Origin of the sequence: Mycobacteroides saopaulense, assembly GCF_001456355.1 — a bacterium.
In the GTDB taxonomy this organism is placed as follows: domain Bacteria; phylum Actinomycetota; class Actinomycetes; order Mycobacteriales; family Mycobacteriaceae; genus Mycobacterium; species Mycobacterium saopaulense.
The window spans coordinates 115,469-134,062 of sequence record NZ_CP010271.1 but is presented as its reverse complement, the minus strand read 5'-3'; the positions used below and the strand labels follow the sequence as shown (position 1 = coordinate 134,062).

Sequence of the window (18,594 nt, the reverse complement as noted above, 5' to 3'; positions counted from 1 at the left end):
ATTCAGCCCAGTGCCGACCCGTCCGACCGGACTATCGCCTCGACCTGGGCACGTAGCCCCGCCAGCTCAGCGCGCTGCGCATCGGTGTATTCGCGTGCCGCATCATCGAGCACACATACCGTCCCGACGACGGCACCCGCCGCGTCGTGCACAGGAAGCCCCAGATAGTTGGTGAGACCGAATTCGACCTCGTCCTCGTTGCCTTTGAACAGGTCGTCGACACGCGAGTCCCGCACGAAGACCTCCTCATCGGTGTCCACCACGCGCTCGCAGTACAAAGGCACTCTGCCCTGGTCATCTCCGGCTTTCTTGCCCACTGCCCCAACCGGGTAGTGCTCGGCGGCCGCTCCGGCCGTGGCCGCGACAGCCATCGCGCTGGGCTCCGAGCGCATGACCAGCACCGATCGAACCTTCAACAGTCGCGCAAGCTCATCGAGCCGGGGTGCCAGAGCCGCGAGCTCTGGATAGGTCTCAGCAGCTGCCACACCGCTACGTTCGCGTAGCCGTCCGTGAGGTGGCCAGGGTTGCACTCACCGTGAACGCCGGCGGCGTCAGTCGGTGCCGAACAGGCCCAGATACTCGCCCTTGCCGAACATCCGTGCCGCATCGAGTGCCGACGGCGTCCCGGCCGTGGGATCAGCCCCCGCCTTCACCAAGATCTCGACGATCTCGTCCGAGCCCTTGAACACCGCTCCCGCCAGCGGAGTCTGTCCCTTGCCGTTGGCGCGGTTGACGTCGGCGCCGCGCGCGATCAACGACCGCACCGTCGAGGTGTTCCCGTGATAGGCGGCCAGCATGACCAGAGTGTCGCCGGCCTCGTTCGTCAGGTCCACAGGTGCCCCCGAGTCCAGGTAGGCGGCCAGCGTGGACGCGTTACCTTCTCTGGCCATGTCGAACAGCTGCGGGGCCAGTGCGGCCACCTGCTCGGCAACGCGGGCCTGATGCTCGGCTTCCCCCGCCTGGTCGTTCGGGTTGTCACGGTCAGGTTCCATCGTTGTCACAGAGTTCAATCTAGCGGCGCATGCGAACAGCATCGCTGGGCTAACCCGCACCGCCACCTGTAACAATGACTGCAGTATGAGTGACGAAGCCGAACCCACGCCGAAGGTCGAGCCGGACGAGTCCACCCCGGACGAATCCACCGATGACGCGCCGGGCACCGATACACCCGGAGATTCCGCCGCCGAGTCGCCGGACTCTGCGACGCCACCTGCAGAATCGCAGGAGACTGCCCCCGGGCCCGAGGGGCCCACCGAACCTGCCGAGCCCGCCGAAGCGCCGCAGACGGAAATCCTGGAGTACCCCCCGATCGAAGACGAGGCCGCGGCGCCCGACGAAGAGTCCGGAGACGAAGCACCCGAATCCGAGAAAACGCACTGGTGGACAGGATTGAAGGAGGGGCTCAAGGAACGCTCCACCCATCGCGCGTTGCTGCTCGTCACCTTCGGCGGATTGTTCATCGCGGGTATCACCCAGGCCCTCCCGGACGGCTGGACCTCGGCCGACCGTCTGGTCAACAAGATCGACTCCAACCCGGTGCCGAGCACCGGCGCGCCCGGCAACAGCACCTTCAACTCGGCGAAGGCGGGCGAATGCCTCAACTGGCCCGCGCCGGCCTCCACCAACGACGTCAACGTCGTCGATTGCGCGAACGACCATCGCTTCGAGATCGCCGAGTCCATTGACCTTCGCACTTTCCCGGGCGCGGAGTACGGGCCGGATTCGAAGCCACCCACCGTCGGCCGCATCCAGGAGATCAGCCAGGAACAGTGCCAGGTTGCTATCAACCGTTACCTGGGCGACCGCTACGACCCGAACAGCCGATTCACCATGGGCATGTTGTGGCCGGGCGAAAAGGGCTGGACCGAGGCGGGTGAGCGCCGCGTCCTGTGCGGGCTACAGCTTCCCGGCGCAGACAACCAGCAACAGCTTTTCCGTGGCAAGGTCGCCGAGCAGGATCAGTCGAAGGTGTGGCCGGCAGGTACCTGCCTGGGCATCGACTCGACCACCAACCTGCCCACCGAGCTTCCCGTGGACTGCGACAAGGCTCATGCCATGGAAATCACCGGCACGGTGAGCCTGGCCGAGCAGTTCCCGGGTTCGGTTCCTCCCGAGCCAGATCAAGACGGGTTCATCAAGGACAACTGCACCCGGCTGACCAACGAGTACATGGGTAATCCCGATGGATTCCGCGCCACCACGCTGACGCTCTCGTACAACACGATCACCCTGCCCAGCTGGACGGCCGGTAGCCGTCAGGTCAGCTGCAATATCGGTTCCACCCTGGGCAATGGCGCCTGGTCGACCCTGGTCAACAGCGCAAAGAGCGGGCAGCTGCTGATCAACGGCCAACCGCCGGTGCCGCCGCCGGACATTCCCGCGGACCGGTTGAACATGCCGCCGATCCCGCTGTCGACCACTCCGGCACCCACCCAGCAGCCGACGCAGCAACCCACCTACACCCAGCAACCGACGTACACGCAACAGCCGACACGGACGCAGCAACCAACCCAGCAGACAACTCAGCAGCCAACCCGCACCTCGGCGCCACCGACCTCCTCGGCCACACCGAACCCCAGCAATCCTCCGGGCAACACGATCGTGACGACGCTGCCTCCGGGTGCGGGTCCGCCACCGCCACCAGCGGGTCCGCCGATGGACGGTCCGCCCATGGAAGGTCCGCCGATGGAGGGACCGCCACCGGGGCAGGCACCTGCCGGGGCCCCGCCACCCGGGCCTGCCTAGCTGTGCCGGCCCACGACACCGTCGCACGATGCCAGTCCAGATGAGCGAGCAACGGTTCGAAGAGCTCGTATCCGATGCTCTCGACGCCGTGCCGCCTCAACTCGCCGCCGCCATCGACAACGTGGTCGTCCTGGTCCAGGCCCGCCATCCGGATGATCCCGAGCTACTCGGGCTGTACGAGGGGATCGCGCTGACCGAGCGCGACAGCTTCTACGCGGGGGCGCTTCCCGACACCATCACGATCTACCGCGAACCGTTGCTGGAGATGTGTTCCAGCGAACTCGAAGTGGTGGACGAGGTGACGATCACCGTGATTCATGAGATCGCCCATCATTTTGGTATCGACGACGAGCGCTTACACCAGCTGGGCTGGGGCTAAAGAGGCGGCTGAGGTTTGCTGGAAAAAAATCCAAAAATCTTGGAGAATGATGGAACCGAATAGAGGGATCCGCCGTCCATCTTTAGTGAAAGGGCAAAACTGCCCTTAGGACGACGCGAGACAAGTGGGGGAAAGGGGACAGAAGATGGCTGACGTACCGGCGCCCGCCCAGCGTGAGGAGATCCGTTGGGACCTGGCTAACCAGCCGGGAACTGTTCTGCAGGTCGATCCGGATGTGATGAAGGATGCCGCCGTCGAGTACGACGCGATGGCGCAGCGACTGCAGGAAGCTCTCGACAAGCAGCTCGAGACCGCGAAGTTCGGCTCGGCGGGCCGCGACGAGGTGTCCACCGCGGTGGCGAACGCCTCCGCGAAGACCAACGAGAACTTCGAGAAGGTCGCCAAGGACGGCATCGAGCAGCTCAAGCGCATCGCCGAAGCATTCCGGCGTAACTCGCAGGCGTTCGTGGACCTGGAACGACACAACGCCGCCCGTATCAATGGTGTGGGGGAATAGATCATGACCGGATTCACTGGCGTCAACTGGGCAGCCCGCAAGGCGAAGAAGCTGGCCCTGGACCTCACCACCGGTGCAGGTCCGACACACGTCGTCGACAGCGCATTGGCCTGGCAGGAGATCAGCGCTGCGTTCGCCGAGGTGCACGAGAACAGCCTGCAGGTCGGCGAGAAGCTGATGGAGGGCTACCGCGGCCCTCGCGCCGAAGAGGCGCTGACCAAGCTGACCCCGTTCACCGAATGGCTGGACAAGATGGCCGGGCTGACCCAGGAGGTCAGCGACACCGCCAACACATACGCCGAGTCGTACGGCACCGCGGTCCTGGATATGCCGCACATCAACGACCTGGCCCAGCTTGAGAAGGCCAAGGCCGAGGCACTGTCGGCAGGTGGAGCGCTGTTCGGGCTCCACGCCACCACCGAGGGCATGGAGCAGGGTCTGGATCTGCAGGCCGCCAAGGCCATGGAGACCTACGAGTCCGCCAGCGAGCCCGCGGCCAAGGTCGTAGAGTTCCCGGCCGCCCCCGAGGTCATCAAGTACCCGGAAGAGAAGTCCGAGGCCAACAGCGGCAACACCGGTGTCAGCGCTGCGGGCGTCGGCCTGTCGGAGATGGGCCCCAGCCCGTTGAGCCCCGACTCGGTACCCGGCGTGCAGAGTGCCCGCGCGGCGGCCATCTCGATGACCGGCAACCCGGCCGCTGCCGGTGGCGGCGGATACGGCATGGGCGGTATGGGTGCCCCGATGGCCGGCATGATGGCCGGCGGCGCTCTCGCAGCATCTGCCGGTAAGGGCATCAAGGTCGGCGGCAGCGTCAACAAGAAGGACGAAGACGAGGACGACAAGGATCTCACCGCCATCGGCGCCACCGGCGTCTTCATGGGCGACGAGAGCAAGCCCGTCGAGCTGCCCGACATCCTGACCAGCAAGTCCGGTAGCGACAAGGTTGCCGACTTCGAAAACGTCGACGCCTCATCGTTGTTCGAGCGCGGCGGCTCCAAGGGCGCGGTAGCGCCTCCGGTCCTCGGCGCGAGCGCGGAGCTGTGACCGTCCGCCTGGACTTCGACGAACTGGAGCTGACCCGCGAGATCACCGGCAATGACCTCTTGCCGGTAGTCCTGGCCGCAGGTCCGCGCCACGATGACGAAGCCGAGCATCGCGACGCGTTGGAGAGTGCCCGCGCCCGGCTCAAGGAGCGCAACCTGCTGAAGGGTGAAGACCTTCACCCCACGCTGCGCGACATGCTGGCCTCGGCCAGCAAGGCCACCGGACAGGTGGCGGTCCGCCGCTGGGCGGGTTCGCAGATGCTGCGTCTGTGCCTGGTCGAGCACGGTGAGGCATACGTGCTGCTGGTCAACGATGGCGAGGGCGTGGCCATGCGATCGGTGACCGGCTCACTTGGCGCCGAGCTGTGGCGGTACCTGGGCGATGCCACCCCGCTGAAGTTCGGGTCGATCAACGCACCCGCCGAGCAGCTGGCTCTGGCACTCAACTCCGAGCCCGCCGACATGGCGCGTCAGCTCATGGCTCTCGGCGCCGCCAAGGCCGACGCGGTCACCGTGGCGAAGGCAATGGCTCGCCGCGGAGCGATGACCGAGATCACCGCGATTCGTCGTGTCGATGGCATCACCGATCGCGCACCCGGTGGAGTTGCGGTGTACGACACCGCATTCGGGCGAATCATGGCCACCCCCAGCACATCCGCAGACGGCGCGCTGTGGGCCACCCTCACGCCCGCGACGCCGCAGCGGATGACGCACGCACTCAAGAGCCTCGGGCTGGAGTAGGCCGCGCGGCCGGTCGAACCGGCCCGATCAGACCATCTTGGTGACCCCGTAGTACGCGATGATGTCCTCAGTTCCCGAGGTGGTGCTGGTGAGTACCGCATACGAGCGCAGGAACGACTGTCCGATGCATCCGTCGATCTTGATGTGGACGTCCTTGAGGGTGACGCGAGATTGTTTGCCCTTGAACTTCTTCTTGGTGACGGAGACGTTGATGACCTCACCGGGCTTCGGCCGTACTTCGATATTGCCCACCAGCGGCATGCCGATGGTGCCGATGCCGGATTGGCCCAGTGACGAGGAGAGTCCGACGCTTCCGGTCAATCGGACTGCGCTCAAGGTGATACCGCAGCCGATCTGGTAGCCGGCCTCCAGCGTTCCGCCCTTGAGCTTGGTGCTGCCACTGCCCTTGACGGTGGCGATGAAGGTGCCTCCCGCAAGGTACTCGCGGGACGACACCGCCGTAGTCAGCGGCGGTATGGGCAGCTGAGTCTCCTCCTCGGCCGCGACGGACAACCCCCAGCCGTCGGGTGTGGTGACGGTGGCCGGCGCTTCGGAGGCGACAACACCGTTGTCCAGCGGCGGACCGGGCTCACCTTCGACCGGGGGCGGCTGGTTCTCTGCCGTGGCCGGCAATGGCAGCGGGGAGGGAACCGGCTCGGCCGCCGCCAGCGGTGCCGCCCCCGCGAACGTACACGCAGCGGTCACGGCGGCAAGGGTCTTGTACATCGTCATCGAAGCCTCTCAGATCTGGATAAGGTTGAGCGAGTGTGTATTTGGCGGGTTGTCGCCTCAGACGGCCTTGGTGACGCCCATGTAGGTGACCACATCCTGCGTGTCGTCGGTCGAGCTGGTGAGGATCGCGTAGGAGCGGATAAAGGACTGACCCACGCAGCTGTCGATCTTGATGCGGAACGCAGTGATCGAGACGCGGGCGGAGTCTCCCTCGAACGCCATCTTGGTGACCGGGATGATGGTCGCGGTGCCCGGCTTGAGGGTGGGACGGATCTGGGCGAAAACGTTGCCTGCAACGCTCGGCGCTCCCGCCGGACTGATCTGCGGCGTGATGCCGCCGCCGAATCTCAGGTCTACCTCGGCAGCGCTTATGCCACAACCGATTTGGTACCCAGCCTCCAGCACGCCGTCCGTCAGTTTGGTCGTGCCGGCCCCCTGGATAGTTCCCAGGAAGGTACCGCTGACCAAGTACTCACGCGAAGACAACGCGGTGGTCAACGGGGCGACGGGCAACTGGATCTCGTCCTTGGCCGCGACCGCCAGAATCCAACCGTCCCGTGTGCGCAGGGTGCCCGGCTCGCCGGAGGCGACAGCACCGCTATCAGCCACCGGAGCAGCCGCGGATTCGGCGTGGACGCCGTCCGGTAGTGGCTCACCGCCGAGCGGATCTGCCAGAGCCACGGGCGCGGACGCACCGAGGGCGTAGGCGGTGGTCAGGGCGACAAGACTCTTCAGCATGGTGCGGTGGCGCCTCTCCGGTTGTCCAACTCAGTCCATCTCAGGGCGCCACACAATCAGGAACCCGGTACCCCGTTGGGGTATGACTGAAATGTCTATGAGGGCAGCGTGGACGGCGTATGAACGGCTCAGGAACGAGATTTGTACGTTGGGCGTCCGTTCCATGCGCAAGCCCCTACCCGAAGCATCCGCGACGACGAACTGGACTCGACGATCCAGGCAGAAAAAGGGGCCCTCACCCGTGCGGTGACGACGACTTGTCGGCGTCCGGTGTTACAACACTTGTATGAAGAAGGCACCGGAGTGGCGGCGCGCCATCAGCTGCGGTGTGGCCTGCCGCGACTGCGTCCGCGATATCGACCACTGTCACGGCACGCTGATCGTACATTCCTCCCGGCATGCCGAGTGCACAGATCGCGACTGCGACGGCGCGCATCTACTGCGGCATAGCCTGGTCATCGATTGCATTGCCGCGCAATGTGATTGCGAACGCGATATCCGGCTGGCGATCTAGCCCATCGGGTCGGCCGACTGCGCCAACTCCTCGGCGCTTTCGGCTTCCTGATGCGGGAACGGCGCCGCCGCATCACCCCACTGCACACAGCTCCACCGTCCGTCGGTGATCGGCGCCAGCACAACGGCTTCCGCATTGCGCAGGTGCCGGTTGACCGCGAAGCCCGGATCCACCCCGGCGAGTGTCGCAGCGACCAGACGGATCGCCGCACCATGACTGACGACCACCACGTCGCCGGTCGACGCATCGTTTTCCAGGTGCCGCAGCCGTAGATCGGCCACCACTGGCAGGTATCTGTCAAACACGTCCTGAGCGGATTCCCCTCCAGGCAACCGTGCGCCGAAATCACCGAAATGCCAACGCTCATAAGTGCGGTCGAAAATTTCGAACGAGTCCAGACTGGTATGGTCTTCCAGCTCCCCAGCCTGCACCTCATGCAAGCCGTCCAGTTGAAGTGCTTCCACACTAAGGTGTTCCGCGATCTGGCCGGCGGTCTGCACAGCGCGCACCGCCACCGAATGCACCAGCACCGCCGGTGCATGTTCCTCATATTGCCTGGCGAATAGGCGGGCCTGCTGCAATCCGAGCTCGGTCAACGCCGCACCCGGCGGCTTGGTGTCCAGCCGGCGTTCGACGTTTCCGTAGGACTGCCCGTGCCGCACCAGGACAAGGCGCCCGCTCATCGCAGCTTCCCTTCCCGTGTCTCTGCGAGCCATCCCGACGCTTCGTCCAGCACCGGCGGGTTGGAGCCGGCAGGCGCCGTCGTTCCCCTCGGCCACGATCCTAAGTACCGCACATCCTCACAACGACGGTGCAGGCCCTTGAGTGCCTCCCCGACGGCGATGTCGTCGATGTGGCCAACGCAATCCAGGAAGAAGCGGTAGGTACCCAAACCGGTACGGGTGGGCCGCGACTCGATACGTGTCAGGTCGATGTCCCGAATCGCGAACTCATTCATGGCCGCGGCAAGAGCACCGGGCACGTTTCCCAGTCCCAGCACCACCGAGGTGCGATCCGATCCGGTGGCCGGTGGGGGCGGCCCCGGCTGCCCCACCAGCACGAAACGTGTGTGCGCGTGAGCTTCATCCACCACGCCGCTGGCCAGGGCCGCCAACTCCAGTCGCTGTGCCGCCCATTCCGTGCACACCCCGGCGTCGGCCCGCTGCGCCTTCACATCCTCGGCTGCCGCGGCGTTGGAGTTGGCGGCGACCAACTCGGCATTCGGCAGGTTGGTGGCCAGCCACTCCCGCACCTGTGCGGCCGCGATGGGGAACCCGGCAACGGTCTTCACGTCCTGTGCAGAGGTCCCCGGTCGCACGGCAATGGTGAACGACACCGGCAGCACCGTCTCGGCGAAGATCTGCAGCGGAGCACCGACCGCCAGGGTGTCCAGAGTCGGCACCACCGGGCCTTCCAGTGAGCTCTCGATGGGAACACAGGCGTAGGTGGCCTCCCCCTTCTGCACCTGCACCAATGCCTCGCGCGCACTGGCAACCGACACCGGTTCCACCTCCGGTGCGCCGGGAATGCGTCCCGTGGTCCGCAGCTGGATCAGCGCAGCCTCGGAGAACGTGCCTTCCGGCCCCAAATACGTGATGCGCTGCACACTTCAAACCTTAGGCGTTCGATCGCCAGGCGAACCCACGACACAGGCGACAGCACACGTGTCCCTTGCACTCTCCGCCTCCCGTTGTTAACTTAGGCTTACCTCAGTTCATTGAGTTCGTCAGGAAGAGGACCGCCATGACCGCAGCACCGCCCACCACCGCCGAGCGAGTCCGTTCGGCCTGCGCACGGGCCGCGAGTTCGACCCTCGCGATCGCCGGAGCCGACGTCGTCGGAACCTCGCTGCATCACCTGTTCGACGACGGCACCTTCGCGGTAGCGGTCCCCGCGCACAGCGCCATCGCGGCAACAGTGGTGGCGGCCGGATCACCCGGCATGCCGGCCCTCCTCGAACTCACCGATCAGGCACCGCTTCCGCTGCGCGAACCGGTCAGATCCCTGGTCTGGGTGCGCGGCAACGTGGTGGCCGCCTCCGACCGGGAGGCGCGCGGCATCGTCGACGTCATCGCCAGCCGCATACCCGATCCGGCACTGTTGGACATCCGCACCGATATGCGTCTGCGTACCGAACCGGGCTCGATACTGCTGTGCCTGACGGTCGAGTCCGTCGTCGTCGCCGACTCCACCGGAGCCGAATCGGTGGACGTCTCGGCTCTGCTCGGCGCGCAACCAGACCCCTTCTGCGCACTCGAAGCCGGATGGCTGTCACACATCGACCAGGATCACCGCGATCTCGTCGAACGACTGGCCCGGCGTCTTCCGCTGAATCTGCAACACGGCGACGTGCGCCTGCTGGGCATCGACCGCTACGGCATCCAGCTGCGGGTGGAAGGCACCGAGGGCGACCACGACGTTCGGCTGCCGTTCAACGCGCCCGTCAACGACACCGCGGGCCTGAGCCAGGCGCTACGCATCCTGGCAGGCTGCCCGTTCCTCAATGGACTGCGCGCCCGCAAGATCTAACCCAGCAATAGCTCGCGCAGCACCCGGGCGAACATCGTCGGCGCATCGCGATGCGCGAAATGATCCTGCCCCTCAAGCTCTTTGACCCGAACGCCGGCTATCCGCCGGGCCAGGTATCCCACCGGCTCGCGGAACTGCAGCGGCGAGTTGGTGCCCTCGAGTAGCAGCATCGGGGTGACGGACCGAACGTACTCGTCGAGAAGTCCCGCGCAGCGATCCAACGCCTCGAACTCCCGCGACACAGTCGCCGATCGTGCGCGGACCACCCGGCTCCCTTCCCGATTCGCCGCTGCGACGGCGTCCGACACCGGTAACGGAGGCTCGTACAACACCACGGCCGCCACATCCAGTCCGCGCCGCAATGCCTCCAGCACGACAACCGCACCGAACGAATGACCGAGTACCACCGCATGCGGTCCCGCCTCGGCGGCCACCGCGATGAGGTCGTCCGCCTCGCGCGCCAGACTGTGTTCCGTCGCATCGGTGCTGGCGCCGTGACCACGTCTGTCGACGAGAAAGCAGGTGAAGTCTCGCCGCAGCTCGGTGGCGACATCCGACCAGCTGGCCCCGGAGTCCATCGCACCGTGCACCATGACCAGCGGCGGCCCTTCTCCGGACACCGTCAGGCTCAGCCGCACCCCGTCGGGTGATGCCACATAGCGCAAAGCGCTGACCACATCGGACACTCTTCCACCAATACCAGCCACAATGAGCGCCGTGGTCGAATCGGAGATGTCCGCGCGCACGATCCGCATCGAGATGGGGATCGTGCTCGCCATCAGCTTCGGGATGAGCGCTGTCAGCGCCGTCCTGCAGTTCACATCGGCCGCCCTGACGGGCCTGTCCAGCCAGACCGTCGCGCTGAATCCCCGCCGAGCCGAGCTCAGCCTGATCGACCTGGGGTTGAACCTGGTATCGATCACACGGCTGGTCGCCTGGGGCGCGCTCGCGCTGTACCTGTTGTGGCGCAGCGGATTCAACCTCGCCCCTCTCGGGCTCGGACGCTGGCGTTGGCGCGCCGACGGCCTGGGGGCGCTCGGCTTGGCGGCACTCGTCGGGCTTCCGGGTCTGGCACTGTACGTGGGTGCGCGCTGGATGGGCCTGAGTGTTCAAGTCATACCCGCGTCCCTCGACGACACCTGGTGGCGAATACCGGTGCTGGTGCTGTCCGCCTTCGCGAACGGCTGGGCCGAAGAGGTGGTCGTCGTCGCTTACCTGCAGACCCGACTGCGCCAGCTGGGCTACGGAACGGCCACCGCCATCGCGTCCTCGGCATTGTTGCGCGGTTGCTACCACCTGTATCAGGGCGTCTCCGCAGGTATGGGGAACCTGGCGATGGGGCTGCTCTTCGGGTACGTCTGGCACCGCACCGGTCGGCTATGGCCGCTGGTAGTGGCCCATGGCGTGATCGACACCGTGGCCTTCGTCGGGTTCGCGTTGCTCCGGGATCACCTTGGGTGGCTCCATTAGCCTCGTCTCATGGGACACCCGCGATGACCGAGCCCACCATCCCCTTCCGTGGTCGGCGCCCCGACCGACGGGAGGAGAACCAGGTCATCCGTCGGCATTCACAACCGCCCCCTCCGCCACTCGGCAATCCGCCGCGCCGGCAGAGTCCCCCGCCCCCACCTCGCCAGCAGAAGCCACCCCGGCCCTCCTCACGCAATGCGCGACCGCGCCGGTCTGCGGCTCCGCCTAAACCGCCGCCCCCTCCGCCATCGCGTCCCCCACGGAAGAGACGCTGGGGCACATGGATACGACGCGCCTTCCTTCTAGCGACGACCCTTGTCCTCCTCGGCTTCTGCACCATCGTCGGCACGGCGCTGTGGATCGATGGGCGGTTGCACCGCGTGGACGCGCTCACCGAGTATCCGGAGCGTCCATCACCCGGAAGCGGAACGAACTGGCTCCTGGTCGGTTCTGATAGCCGTCAGGCACTCAGCCCGGAACAGGAAGCCGAACTCGCCACCGGCGGAGACACCGGCGGAGACACCGGCGACGGCCGCACTGACACCATCCTGCTGGTACACATCCCCGCGTTCTACGACGGCGGAACTGCCACCATGCTGTCGCTGCCCCGCGACTCATACGTTCCCATTCCCGGATACGGCCACGACAAGATCAATGCCGCTTTCACACTGGGGGGACCGGCACTACTCACCCAAACCGTCGAACAGGCGACCGGACTGCGGATCGACCACTATGCGGAAATCGGATTCGGCGGATTCGCCTCGGTGGTCGACGCCGTCGGCGGCGTCTCGGTCTGTCTGGACGAGCCCATCGACGATCCGCTGGCGGGGATCAATCTTCCACCCGAGTGTCAAACACTCAACGGGCCCAGCGCACTTGGATACGTGCGCAGTCGCGCTACGCCGCGTGCCGATCTAGACCGCATGACACATCAGCGGGCATTCATGGCCGCACTGTTCCATCGGGTAACCAGTCCTGCGGTATGGGCCAACCCGTTCCGGTGGTATCCGCTCTCCACGTCGACCGCAGACGCCATCACCATCGCCCAGAGCGACCACAGCTGGAACCTGGCCCAATTAGGCTGGGCCCTATCGGGTTCCGTACAGAATCTGACGATGCCCATCGGTTCGTTCTCGTCGAATTGGGCGGGCGACGTCGTCACTTGGGACGAGGACGCCTCGGCGCGCCTTTTCGACGCCTTACGCACCGGCCAGCAGGTTCCTGCAGACCTCTTGCCGGACTCGGCCACACCGACCCCTTGACACACTAGGCTTTTCGGTGTGGCTACCACCGATCTCCACGCACGCGCATCCTCACCGTTCCTAGAGCTCTTGCGCGATCAGATCCGAAATGAGTTCACCGCGTCCCAGCAGTACATCGCGATCGCGGTCTACTACGACGACGCGGATCTGCCGCAACTCGCCAAACGCTTCTACGCGCAGGCGGTCGAGGAGCGCAATCACGCGATGATGATCATCCGGTATCTCATCGACAAGAACGTCGCGGTCAGCATCCCGGGTGTCGAGGCCGTCATCAACGAGTTCAGCGATGCGCGCGCACCCATTGCCCTCGCACTCGAACAGGAGAAGCGGGTCACCGATCAGGTCACCGAGCTCGCACGCGCGGCACGGTCGTCGGGCGACTACTACGGCGAGCAGTTCATGCAGTGGTTCCTCAAGGAACAGGTCGAAGAGGTCGCCCTCATGGACACGCTGCTCACCGTCGCCGACCGCGCCGATCACGATCTGTTCGACCTGGAGAACTTCGTGGCGCGCGAGCTCGCCCGCCCCGTCAGCCCGGATGCGACGGCGCCCCCGGCTGCCGGTGGGGCTCTTTAGCCAATTTTGTGCACGACGATTTCCCATTGCGCGCACGGGTAGAAATTAACTTTGCCTACGATAAGACTCTGCCAATTAGCTTGCGCAACATCCGCCAATTACTTAGGTGACGATAACCTCATTAAGGTTCGCCTTGGGTGACAGGGCCTCTGACCTGGCCTATTGTCAAATTCATGACCGCGACCGACACTCCCAAAACGAAATTCAATGCGCTTCTCCATGACCAGATCGGCCACGAGTTCACCGCGTCGCAGCAATACATCGCAATTGCCGCGTATTTCGATGACGCCGACCTTCCTCAACTCGCCTCGCATTTCTACAAGCAGGCGGTCGAGGAACGCAATCACGCCATGATGATCGTCCGGTACCTGATTGACCGACGCGTATCCGTCGAGATCCCTCCGGTCGGCGCAGTGACCAACGGGTTCACGTCGCCCCGCGAGCCACTGGCGCTGGCACTGGCCCAGGAACAGACGGTCACCGACCAGGTCACCGAGCTGGCGCGTACCGCCCGCGACGAGGGCGACTACATCGGCGAGCAGTTCATGCAGTGGTTCCTCAAGGAACAGGTCGAAGAGGTCGCCCTCATGGACACGCTGCTCACCGTCGCGGAGCGCGCCGGTGACAACTACTTCGACCTCGAAGAGTTCGTGGCACGGGAAATCTCCGTCGTATCCAGCGACCCCACCGCACCACCAGCCGCCGGCGGCTCACTCTAAACGCTGCGACGAGACGTCCCCCATCTCGGCACATCGCCGGGGTGGGGGACGTCTCGTATTTCCGGCGGTGAACACACACGTTTGCCGTGTTGCTTTCCGATAATCTTTCCTCGGATCCTGAGAACATCGCTCGGTGACGGCGCAGCGAAAGGGTGTGCAAAAGGTTGTTCCGCGGTAGGCAAATCCAACTGACACTGACCGCGTCGCGTGCCGTCGAGTCCGAACGCACCGAGCCGCTGTTCATCGACGTCTTCGCCGAGCGCTTGGTGCTCGCCTCCGAGGACCCCTATGCACTCGCACTGCTGGACATGCACCGCGCAGATCCTCCGACCGACACCGCGGCCCAGCGCGCCATCTTCATCGCCCGGTGCCGGGCCGTGATGACACGGCACTATGACGACTCCCTGCTCGCGGCGGCCCAATCCGGCGCCACCCAGGTGGTGCTCTTGGCCGGCGGACTGGACACACGCGCCTACCGGCTGGACTGGCCGGAGGGCACCACCGTCTTCGAGATCGACTACCCGGAGCTGCTCGAATTCAAGAGCACGGTCCTGAAGACCGCCGGTGCGATACCGCGCACCACCCGCCGACAGGTCGGCACGTTCCTCAGCGGGCCCTGGCAGTCCGATCTGACGGCGGCCGGCTTCGACCCCGACCTGCCGACCGCGTGGCTGGCCGAGGCACTCATCTCCCATCTGCCCGGACCGAGCCATGACGCCCTGTTCGAGCGGATCATCGAAATGTCGGCACTGGGCAGCACGATCGCCACGGACACCGACGGGATCTCACCCTCGGGCCAATCCTGGGCGGACGTTCGGGACGCACTGGCCGCCGAGGCGTTCAATGCCACAGAACTCACGCGCGGTTACGCCGAGCGAACAAGATCCAGCGAGTGGCTATCGGGTCACGGTTGGCTGGCGCAGACCACCACGGGTCGGGAACTGGCGGACCGCTACGGTTTGCAGTCGAACGACGCCCTGGCTCCCTACGTCGACGAATTCGATGCCCGCAGATTCCTCACCGCGACACTGCCGATCAGCTATCTGCACTGAACCACCGCGACGAAAGCCGTTGTGGTGCTAGCGCTTTGTCATTACACCGACGAATCGTTCACAAGGTGGTGCCGGTCAGGCCCCGCTGTAACCAGGACTTGGTTCGTCCGGGATGGTTCGTGGCGATCCACGCGACGCCGATACTCCGGCAGAACTCGACATCCTCGTAATGGTCCACGGTCCAGCAGTAGGTCGCCCGCCCCTGCGCAGCCGCCCTGTCGACCAATTCCGGGTGCTCGCGAAGGGTCGCGATGGAGGGCCCCACCGCCGTGGCGCCCACGGTAGTCGCCGCGCTGCCCCCGAGGTATCGGGACGTTTCTCCCAACAGGACGGTCGGCAGCATGGGAGCCGCCCGGCGGATGCGCCACACCGCGGCGGCCGAGAACGACATGACAACCGCACGCGACATATCGGCCGAGGCAGGTGCCGCGATTCCGAATCGGTGCAGCAGTGCGAGCACCTTGTTCTCCACCAGGGATCCGTAGCGGACCGGGTGCTTGGTTTCGATGAACAGTTTCACCGGGCGATTCCAGTCCAGGACGAGCGAGACCAGTTCCTCCAGTGTCAGTAGCCCGGTTCCCGAGCCGGCCTCCGCGCCACCGGGATGCCATCCGCCGAAATCCAGCGCCCGCAGCTGGCTCAAAGTCAGTTCGCTGACCAACCCGGTCCCGTTCGAGGTGCGATCCACCCTGCGGTCGTGCACGCAGACCAGTTGTCCGTCTCTGGTCAGGCGGACATCGCACTCCACCCCGTCAGCCCCCTCCTCGAGAGCGAGCTCGTAGGCCGCCAGGGTGTGCTCGGGCCGGTCCGCCGACGCACCCCGATGCGCGACGACGAACGGATGGCGCTCGCCTCTGCCGTCTATATCGTCGACTCCTTGGGCGGGCTGAGGGGCGTCATCACCAGGCTCCGACGACTCGGTCACGCTCCAATGCTGCCGGTTCCTGGCCCACTGGTTCAACCGCAGCGCCAGAATTGTCGTCGCGTGTCGCCGGCACATCCGGGCGATCTGCCTCGATCGGTACCGGTCCCTGCGGGGATTCCACCGCCAGCCAGCGCACGGACCGGTGGTGTCCTTCGGGCGCGGTGAAGCCGTCGTAGACCCTTCGGAGCGACCAGGCCGCGACCGCCGCAATCGCGTAGTCGATGGCGGTGAACAGCGCGTTGTCGGCGATGCCCTGGACCGTCGCCGAATCGCGCACCACCCAGGTCACCAGGACCAACAACCACGTCACGCCCCAGAGGATCGACCACCACAGGATGTTTCGGTACTGCCGATACCAGCGGTTCTCGATCTTGGCGAGCTCCAGGAGCAGCAGCGGGATGCCCACGATGTTGATGATCGGGAGCAGGCAACCCACACGGATCTCCCACCGCCCGCGAGGGTCGTCGAATCCCAGGTCACGGTATGTTTCAGCGCGTCGCGCGATCATCCAGTCGGTGAGGAACCATGCGGTGGCCACCAGCACCGCGAAGGCGAGCGCCACGCTGACGAGCACTAGCCCGTTCGACGTGCTGGCGACAAATCTCGGGATCAGCGCTCCGCGGTTGTACACCATCAACGCATATCGAAGAAAATGGGCACACGAAACGATTGCCAGGGTGATGATTGTGGCCAGCAGGAGCCTTTCGAGCACCCGGCTGGGGACAGATCCCCCGGCTATTCCTTGGCGCGAGGATCCCGCCGGCTCGATGTGGTCGACCAGACCCCAGCGCGGGATGTACCCGTAGTGCGGTGTCGGCCCCAGCGGACGCTTTCGGCGGGTCGGCGTCGGGGGCGATCCCGGACGCACGGCAATCCATCGGTATCCCGCGGGAAGCCGTGTGGGACGGGCGGCAGGACGCCCTCCGGGCGTTGCCACAGAACCCTGTTGAGTGGGCGGAACCCAGTACTTGCCCCCTGACGGCGGTGCCCCGGCAGGTGGTCGCGGCATCGGTGCGGTCGGACGCGGCGGGGCCGTCATACCCGGCTCCAGCAGAGTGCCACGGCACCGCGGGCACCAGTATCGACGCTGCTCACGCACGTTCCACTGAGTACCGCAGCGGGAGCACACCTGGATCATTGGTCCAGGGTAACGGCCTAGGGGCCCAACCTGCAGCGAGTAGTGCGCGGGCGGCGACGGGCGAGGTTGATCGCCGGACCCTCAGCTGACGGTGGGCTTACCTGCCTGTACCCAGGCCAGCATGCCGCCCGAGACGTTGCTGACCTCGAAACCGTTGCGGTTCAGATACGCGGCGGCACGCTGTGATCGCCCGCCCGCATGGCAGATCACCCACAGCGGCGCATCCGGATCGAGTTCGTCCATCCGGGAGGGCACGTCGCCCAGCGGTATATGTTGCGCGCCGTCGATATGCCCGGCCGCCCACTCGTCGTCCTCACGAACGTCAAGCAACTTGACACCAAGATCCAGCGCAGCCGCGATCTCGTCGACGCCGACTTGTGGAACTTCGTCGCCCGAAGGGAAGCTCATCGTTCATTCCTATCGTTCGATTGGCGTAGCCGCTGCCCCGCCTGCAACTTTTCACAGTGTGACCCACGCCACAGCAATGTCGGCTTATCCACAGTATCCACAGGTTGATCCACAAACCACAGGCTGCTCATTTGCATTTGCGCTGGCCAGGACTTCATGGAGGCACCCAGCGGCGCTCGCGACGGGGAACCGTAGCACTGCCTCTGCATAGTTAGCGAATTCGCAACAGTCACCGTGGGATAGCTCACGCCTGTGCTGGATCGCCGGGTGTCACATCCAGACCGATGGGGCAGGAGACCGAAGTGCCACCGAGTCCGCAGTATCCGTTCGGGTTCTTGGCCAGGTACTGCTGGTGATAGTCCTCGGCATAGAAGAAGCGCCGCGACCCATGCCCGAGAGGCCCGTCCAGCGGGGCGATCTCCGTGGTGACCGCCCCGTAGCCGGCGTCGGCCAGCGCGGACGCATACCGCGCCGCGCTGTCAGCCGCCTGCGCGGCCTGTCCCTTACCGGTTGTGTAAATGGCCGAGCGGTACTGGGTCCCGCGATCGTTACCCTGCCGCATGCCCTGAGTTGGGTCGTGACTCTCCCAGAACTGCACCAGCAGCTGCTCGTAGGTCACGTCACGGGGGTCGAACGCCACCAGGACGACCTCGGCATGACCGGTCCGCCCGGAGCACACCTCTTCATACGTGGGATTGGGCGTGTAGCCCCCGGCGTACCCCACCGCGGTCGAATAGACCCCCGGCAGCTTCCAGAATCCGCGCTCGGCACCCCAGAAGCACCCTTCGCCGAAGACTGCGACCTCGAGCCCTTCTGGGAAGGGCGGCACGATGGTGTGGCCGTTGACGAAGTGCGTGCCGGATATCCGAATCGGGGTGGCACGTCCGGGCAGGGCCGCACCCTCGTCGACGATTGCCGACTTTCCCGGCGTAAACCCGTCTTCGAGTCGTCCCAGGATCTGATCGCGAACGTTATCTACCCAAGAAGCCATGCTCTTGATGGTACGCCGCCCACCCTCCCGATTTGCTGGTCTAGCTGCGGTTTCCGCGTGGACGCTGGGTAAATTTTCGCGCACCGCGATTTGGAGCTATGATGACCGTCACACG

At 65.4% G+C, this 18,594-nt stretch carries 23 protein-coding genes; 12 read left to right on the top strand and 11 right to left on the bottom strand.

From position 1 onward, the window contains the following. Positions 1 to 2: 2 nt before the first annotated feature. Entirely contained in the window at positions 3 to 485 is a 483-nt protein-coding gene (locus MYCSP_RS00700) for a GAF domain-containing protein (protein ID WP_088413010.1), read from the bottom strand. Between the two features lie 66 nt (positions 486 to 551). Then, positions 552 to 992: an ankyrin repeat domain-containing protein gene (locus tag MYCSP_RS00695; protein WP_162266291.1), complete on the bottom strand. Its 441-nt coding sequence runs from the start codon at positions 990 to 992 to the stop codon at positions 552 to 554. Between the two features lie 85 nt (positions 993 to 1,077). Here MYCSP_RS00695 and MYCSP_RS00690 point away from each other — a divergent pair, with 85 nt between their 5' ends. The 5 genes from MYCSP_RS00690 to MYCSP_RS00670 all read left to right on the top strand — a co-directional run bounded on the left by MYCSP_RS00690 (position 1,078) and on the right by MYCSP_RS00670 (position 5,425). Further along, on the top strand, positions 1,078 to 2,745 hold the full coding sequence (locus tag MYCSP_RS00690) for a septum formation family protein (RefSeq protein ID WP_083019936.1): 1,668 nt from the start codon (positions 1,078 to 1,080) through the stop codon (positions 2,743 to 2,745). A gap of 28 nt (positions 2,746 to 2,773) precedes the next feature. After that, complete coding sequence (locus tag MYCSP_RS00685) at positions 2,774 to 3,124, top strand: metallopeptidase family protein (protein ID WP_088413009.1); 351 nt, start codon at positions 2,774 to 2,776, stop codon at positions 3,122 to 3,124. A 145-nt stretch (positions 3,125 to 3,269) separates the two neighbouring features. Continuing rightward, a complete protein-coding gene (locus tag MYCSP_RS00680) occupies positions 3,270 to 3,641 on the top strand; it encodes a PE family protein (protein ID WP_083019932.1) in 372 nt (123 codons plus the stop codon). Positions 3,642 to 3,644: 3 nt separating this feature from the next. Further along, positions 3,645 to 4,685: a PPE domain-containing protein gene (locus MYCSP_RS00675; protein ID WP_083019930.1), complete on the top strand. Its 1,041-nt coding sequence runs from the start codon at positions 3,645 to 3,647 to the stop codon at positions 4,683 to 4,685. After that, the gene (locus MYCSP_RS00670; RefSeq protein WP_083019928.1) at positions 4,682 to 5,425 is read left to right on the top strand and encodes an ESX secretion-associated protein EspG; all 744 of its coding nucleotides are present in this window, start codon (positions 4,682 to 4,684) and stop codon (positions 5,423 to 5,425) included. Before MYCSP_RS00675 ends, MYCSP_RS00670 begins: the two co-directional genes overlap by 4 nt. A gap of 27 nt (positions 5,426 to 5,452) precedes the next feature. On the opposite strand, the gene MYCSP_RS00665 is transcribed toward MYCSP_RS00670, so the two are convergent. Both MYCSP_RS00665 and MYCSP_RS00660 read right to left on the bottom strand, forming a co-directional pair. Next, positions 5,453 to 6,151: an MspA family porin gene (locus MYCSP_RS00665; protein ID WP_083019926.1), complete on the bottom strand. Its 699-nt coding sequence runs from the start codon at positions 6,149 to 6,151 to the stop codon at positions 5,453 to 5,455. 63 nt (positions 6,152 to 6,214) lie between these two features. Next, positions 6,215 to 6,895 (bottom strand): MspA family porin, encoded by a 681-nt coding sequence (locus MYCSP_RS00660; RefSeq protein WP_070912132.1) that lies wholly within the window; start codon positions 6,893 to 6,895, stop codon positions 6,215 to 6,217. A gap of 286 nt (positions 6,896 to 7,181) precedes the next feature. Between MYCSP_RS00660 and MYCSP_RS00655 the strand changes: the two genes are divergently transcribed. Beyond that, the gene (locus MYCSP_RS00655; protein WP_083019924.1) at positions 7,182 to 7,409 is read left to right on the top strand and encodes a hypothetical protein; all 228 of its coding nucleotides are present in this window, start codon (positions 7,182 to 7,184) and stop codon (positions 7,407 to 7,409) included. On the opposite strand, the gene MYCSP_RS00650 is transcribed toward MYCSP_RS00655, so the two are convergent. Next, on the bottom strand, positions 7,406 to 8,092 hold the full coding sequence (locus MYCSP_RS00650) for a histidine phosphatase family protein (RefSeq protein ID WP_083019922.1): 687 nt from the start codon (positions 8,090 to 8,092) through the stop codon (positions 7,406 to 7,408). The two genes, MYCSP_RS00655 and MYCSP_RS00650, sit on opposite strands and share 4 nt — an antisense overlap. After that, positions 8,089 to 9,015 carry a prephenate dehydratase gene (gene pheA, locus MYCSP_RS00645; protein WP_070912121.1) on the bottom strand — a complete coding sequence of 309 codons (927 nt, stop codon included), beginning with the start codon at positions 9,013 to 9,015 and terminating at the stop codon, positions 8,089 to 8,091. The genes MYCSP_RS00650 and pheA overlap by 4 nt, the downstream gene beginning before the upstream one ends. Before the next feature lie 137 nt (positions 9,016 to 9,152). On the opposite strand from pheA, the gene MYCSP_RS00640 reads away from it, so the two are divergent. Beyond that, a complete protein-coding gene (locus MYCSP_RS00640) occupies positions 9,153 to 9,938 on the top strand; it encodes a DUF2470 domain-containing protein (protein WP_088413007.1) in 786 nt (261 codons plus the stop codon). On the opposite strand, the gene MYCSP_RS00635 is transcribed toward MYCSP_RS00640, so the two are convergent. Further along, positions 9,935 to 10,624, bottom strand: a complete 690-nt coding sequence (locus MYCSP_RS00635; RefSeq protein ID WP_083019919.1) for an alpha/beta fold hydrolase — start codon at positions 10,622 to 10,624, stop codon at positions 9,935 to 9,937. The genes MYCSP_RS00640 and MYCSP_RS00635 overlap by 4 nt on opposite strands. Positions 10,625 to 10,646: 22 nt before the next feature. Between MYCSP_RS00635 and MYCSP_RS00630 the strand changes: the two genes are divergently transcribed. The 5 genes from MYCSP_RS00630 to MYCSP_RS00610 all read left to right on the top strand — a co-directional run bounded on the left by MYCSP_RS00630 (position 10,647) and on the right by MYCSP_RS00610 (position 15,017). Beyond that, a complete protein-coding gene (locus tag MYCSP_RS00630; protein ID WP_083019917.1) occupies positions 10,647 to 11,408 on the top strand; it encodes a CPBP family intramembrane glutamic endopeptidase in 762 nt (253 codons plus the stop codon). A gap of 284 nt (positions 11,409 to 11,692) precedes the next feature. After that, the gene (locus tag MYCSP_RS00625) at positions 11,693 to 12,670 is read left to right on the top strand and encodes an LCP family protein (protein ID WP_088415332.1); all 978 of its coding nucleotides are present in this window, start codon (positions 11,693 to 11,695) and stop codon (positions 12,668 to 12,670) included. A gap of 18 nt (positions 12,671 to 12,688) precedes the next feature. Further along, positions 12,689 to 13,246, top strand: a complete 558-nt coding sequence (locus tag MYCSP_RS00620; RefSeq protein WP_070912117.1) for a ferritin — start codon at positions 12,689 to 12,691, stop codon at positions 13,244 to 13,246. 173 nt (positions 13,247 to 13,419) lie between these two features. Beyond that, positions 13,420 to 13,965 (top strand): ferritin, encoded by a 546-nt coding sequence (locus tag MYCSP_RS00615; RefSeq protein ID WP_083018709.1) that lies wholly within the window; start codon positions 13,420 to 13,422, stop codon positions 13,963 to 13,965. A 164-nt stretch (positions 13,966 to 14,129) separates the two neighbouring features. Then, positions 14,130 to 15,017, top strand: a complete 888-nt coding sequence (locus MYCSP_RS00610; protein WP_088413006.1) for an SAM-dependent methyltransferase — start codon at positions 14,130 to 14,132, stop codon at positions 15,015 to 15,017. 58 nt (positions 15,018 to 15,075) lie between these two features. On the opposite strand, the gene MYCSP_RS00605 is transcribed toward MYCSP_RS00610, so the two are convergent. The 4 genes from MYCSP_RS00605 to msrA form a co-directional block, all read right to left on the bottom strand. Next, a complete protein-coding gene (locus MYCSP_RS00605; RefSeq protein WP_088413005.1) occupies positions 15,076 to 15,942 on the bottom strand; it encodes a glycerophosphodiester phosphodiesterase in 867 nt (288 codons plus the stop codon). Beyond that, on the bottom strand, positions 15,917 to 16,981 hold the full coding sequence (locus tag MYCSP_RS23385) for a DUF4328 domain-containing protein (protein WP_235629509.1): 1,065 nt from the start codon (positions 16,979 to 16,981) through the stop codon (positions 15,917 to 15,919). Before MYCSP_RS23385 ends, MYCSP_RS00605 begins: the two co-directional genes overlap by 26 nt. Before the next feature lie 180 nt (positions 16,982 to 17,161). Beyond that, complete coding sequence (locus MYCSP_RS00595; protein ID WP_083018704.1) at positions 17,162 to 17,488, bottom strand: rhodanese-like domain-containing protein; 327 nt, start codon at positions 17,486 to 17,488, stop codon at positions 17,162 to 17,164. A gap of 244 nt (positions 17,489 to 17,732) precedes the next feature. Continuing rightward, entirely contained in the window at positions 17,733 to 18,479 is a 747-nt protein-coding gene (gene msrA / locus MYCSP_RS00590; protein ID WP_088413003.1) for a peptide-methionine (S)-S-oxide reductase MsrA, read from the bottom strand. Positions 18,480 to 18,594 lie beyond the last annotated feature (115 nt).